The following is a 3,449-nucleotide window of genomic DNA, read 5'->3' as shown; positions in this document are numbered from 1 at the left end:
AAATCAACGACGACTTGCTGGCGGCGGGCGTCGGGTTACCGGACGGGGTGATCACTCCACAATCGTTCGGGTGCGAGGACGGCGGAATCGCAGAGGACTACTACACGCACCTGATCGATCCGGCTACGGGACAACAGTTTCCAGACGACGACGACGTGGGTTGCGGATCCGGTGCGGGATGCGCGCCGGTGCCGGGGGAGTTGGGCGCGGCAGCGGGGGAGGTCGCGGACGGGTTGGACGGCGCGGAAGCAGATCTGGTTCGCCGTCATGTGGCGCGGGCGGTGCAGGCGGCGCAGGGGAAGGGGCGCGGGATGCCGCCGCAAGGGTTGGCGCGCTGGGCCGGTGAGGTTCTCACGCCGCCGACCGTGCCGTGGGATCGGGTGTTGCGTGCGGTGATCCGGCGAGCGCTGGCGGATCAGTCGGGGCGGACGAACTACAGCTATGCGCGTCCGTCGCGGCGCAGCCTGCCGGGGATCGTGGCCCCGGCGATGCGGGGTCCGTCGATCACGGTGTCGATTGTGATCGACACGTCGGGGTCCATGTCGGCGGGTGATCTGTCGGCGGCGATGGGTGAGGTGGCGGGTGTGCTGCGGGCGGGCGGTGTGGCGCGGGAGCGGGTACGGATTCTCTCGTGCGATGCGGCATCGACGTCTGCGCAGGCGGTGCGGTCGGTGGCCGATGTGCAGTTGGTGGGCGGCGGCGGTACGGATATGCGCGTCGGGATCGACGCGGCGAACGCGGCCCGTCCTGCCCCGCACGTGGTGATCGTGTTGACGGACGGGGATACGCCGTGGCCGGATCGGCCGTCGCGGGCGCATCTGGTGTGCGCGGTGATCGGCAACGACGCCGCACTGTCTCGGACCCCGGAATGGGCGTCACGTGTGCAGATCCCGGTCGGTGCGTCGTGAACGCGGTGAGCGGTGATCTGTTGCGGTACGCGCAGCAAGTGTTGACGGGTACCGGTCACGCGCCGGATCAGGTGGCGAGCGTGGTCGTCGGTACCGGCGAGGATGCGGCGGCGCTGGCCTTGCGTGCGGGGTGGGAGTGCGCTGCGAATCCGGTGGTCCTGGCGTGCGAACAGACGGAGGACGTGTCGTGAGCGTGGAATGGTTCGATCTGGCTCAGCGTCTCTATGCCGCCGAAACGGGGCGTCCCGTTGCTCGGCTCGCACACACTACGTTCACCCCGTCAGCGTCGGCGCTGGCGGTGCGGGCGACGGTACGCGGCGGCAGTGTGAGCGTGTCCGCTGCGGCGTTCGGTGGACGCGAGGAAACCGCGTGCGATGAGGCCGGGTTGGCGTTGCTGGCACGGTTGGGCGGCACGCTGGCGGCGGATGCCCCGGCGATGTTGCTCACCGACGACGGCGGCACGATTCCGGCGCTGGTGGGGTTGGCGCGGGCGCACGCTCACCACAGTGACCCGAATATTTCCGGTAGTGCCGCGATGGTGGGGTGGTGGGCGGATCGGGCGGATCATCCCGGCACGTCGGCGGTGGTGAATCTTCCGGCCGCGTCGAGTTCTCGCTACGTGCTCGGAGTGGTGCCGGAAGCGCAGCGGTCGGCGAGGGTGTGGCGGACGTGGTTGCAGATCACCGGCGAGAGTGTCGCCGGGATGCACGAGTGGGCGCGTGCGATCGGCAGTGGCCGGTTATTGCCGCTGCTCGCTGCGATCGGTGAAGACGATGCGTATTCGTTTTCTCGGGCGCAATCCGCCTTGGTGGACGGTCACGACTGGTCACGTCCCGACAACACGGCCAGCGCCGCGATGGGCCTGCGAAGTCGTTGTGACGCAGCAGATGTGATGTCATCAGCCTTGCTCGATGATCCGATGTGGCGCGAGCGCGCACTGCACACCGGCCACGTCGCGGTAGGTGTGGCATCGATGACGCCGCCACCGAAGGGTTCACGTCGGCGCAACGGGTCGCTGTCGGTGACGTGCGAGCGTCTGGATTCACGCCTTCGGGTCGGATCTGCTGTCACCGGGTGGGTCGGTACACCGCGACGGCGACCGTTCGAGCAGTTCACCGTCGAGGTCACTAAGGCCGAGGTTGTCGGCGGGAAGTTGGTTCTCGGACTCGGTTCGGTGGGGATGTATGCGCCGCCGAGTGATGCGTCGGTGGTGTTGATGCCGCAAGCGGCGTCACCTTTCGCGATGCGCGCTGGTCGTGGCCGGTATTGGAGGCTCTACCGAGGTCGGCGGTCCTGGCTTTCGACGGGGCAGACGCCCGTCCCTTCCCGGCGTGAAGTGCCGTTGGACGTGCTCATAGCGGGCGCAGAGGAACCCGGCAGCATACCTGCCGTAGGTAAATAGCCAGTTCAGAGGCTTCTTTCAGGAAAGGTTTGATTCGTCATGCGCATTACTGCCTCGTCGTCGGATATCGCTGCCCCCTCCGGTTTGGTCCCGTCACCGCCGCGTCCGCCCGCTCCGTCGCTGACGGGGTGGCCGGGGTCGGAGATCATGGCCGACCCGATCACGGCGCGGGTGCTGTTTTCGGTGTGGTCGGGTGATCCTGCGGTGGTGGTGCCGTCCCCGCCATGGTGGATGTCGGGTGTTGTGGATAGTCTGTTGGTGCTTGTCCTATCAGGGCGTGACTGACCATCACGCTGATGTCTATCCCCGGAAGGGGTGTTTTTCGTGACCCGATTTGTCTTGTCTGAGTCCGAGTCCGGTGTGGATGCGGGGGTGGCGTTGGGTGTTCTGCCGGCTCGCGCTGCGGCCTATCTGCTTGCTAGTGGGTGGAGTGCCGATATGGAGGGAGGCGGTGTGACGGTGGGAGCGGCACTCGAGCGCTGCGCTGAGTCCTGATGGCAGTATCTGCTTGTCAAGGAGCTGTATCGGTGGCAGGTGCGCGGTGGTGTCCGCGACGACCTCTTCGAAGGCAGCCCAGCGGAAACAAATTCCGAGCGGGCCGCCGTGTTGTCGGCTGTTCGCACGGACTCTGCGGCGCTGGCGGAATTGTTCGGGCCGCAGTGGGCGGACATGGTTTCGCTGGCTGTGGCCGGAGACTTCAGTGAAGATCGGATGGTCGATTCGCTGGAGGCCGTCGATGCTGGCTGGTGGGCTGGATTCGCGTGGCCGGCGGCGATCGACGCGGCGAGTTCGGTTGCCGTCGAATCTGGACGCCGAAATCAGTTCCTGGCCGCGTTCAATGTGGCGTGCCGATTGGGGCACGGGGTGAGCCGGATTGCGGCTGCCGATGCGTCACGAGGTCTGGTGGTTCGGGATCTGATTGGAGTTCATGGTTTCGATCTCAGCCACTACGACCGATTGACCGGACCGTGGCGCCGGCACATCGGTGCGGTGCACCGGGATGACCGTCGGCGGAGGAATCGTCAAATTCTGTGGATTAAGGTGTGTCAGGCGACCTCGGATACCGGCGTGTCCGGTGACGGTTCCGGGGTGATCTCGACGGGTCGTTCGAGGAGCTTGCCCTTGTGGAACAGCGCACC

The 3,449-nt window shown here is 66.6% G+C and carries 5 protein-coding genes and 1 pseudogene; all 6 read left to right on the top strand.

Annotation, left to right across the window (positions count from 1 at the left end; translation table 11 throughout):
- The coding region (locus tag ATN38_RS17680) for a VWA-like domain-containing protein (RefSeq protein ID WP_256931948.1) at positions 1–908 on the top strand (908 nt) is incomplete at its 5' end.
- A complete protein-coding gene (locus ATN38_RS17675; RefSeq protein WP_037129470.1) occupies positions 905–1,099 on the top strand; it encodes a hypothetical protein in 195 nt (64 codons plus the stop codon). The genes ATN38_RS17680 and ATN38_RS17675, both read left to right, overlap by 4 nt.
- Positions 1,096–2,310: a hypothetical protein gene (locus tag ATN38_RS17670; RefSeq protein WP_195792045.1), complete on the top strand. Its 1,215-nt coding sequence runs from the start codon at positions 1,096–1,098 to the stop codon at positions 2,308–2,310. The genes ATN38_RS17675 and ATN38_RS17670 overlap by 4 nt, the downstream gene beginning before the upstream one ends.
- Before the next feature lie 39 nt (positions 2,311–2,349).
- Positions 2,350–2,595: a hypothetical protein gene (locus ATN38_RS17665; protein WP_371734675.1), complete on the top strand. Its 246-nt coding sequence runs from the start codon at positions 2,350–2,352 to the stop codon at positions 2,593–2,595.
- A gap of 39 nt (positions 2,596–2,634) precedes the next feature.
- Positions 2,635–2,805, top strand: a complete 171-nt coding sequence (locus ATN38_RS17660) for a hypothetical protein (RefSeq protein ID WP_166503024.1) — start codon at positions 2,635–2,637, stop codon at positions 2,803–2,805.
- Positions 2,806–2,844: 39 nt separating this feature from the next.
- A pseudogene (locus tag ATN38_RS17655) lies at positions 2,845–3,449 on the top strand (hypothetical protein); the annotation flags it as partial.

It is taken from the genome of Rhodococcus sp. FH8 (assembly GCF_019266085.1).
Classification (GTDB): Bacteria; Actinomycetota; Actinomycetes; order Mycobacteriales; family Mycobacteriaceae; genus Rhodococcus_F; species Rhodococcus_F qingshengii.
This window is presented reverse-complemented; position numbering and strand designations above follow the sequence as displayed.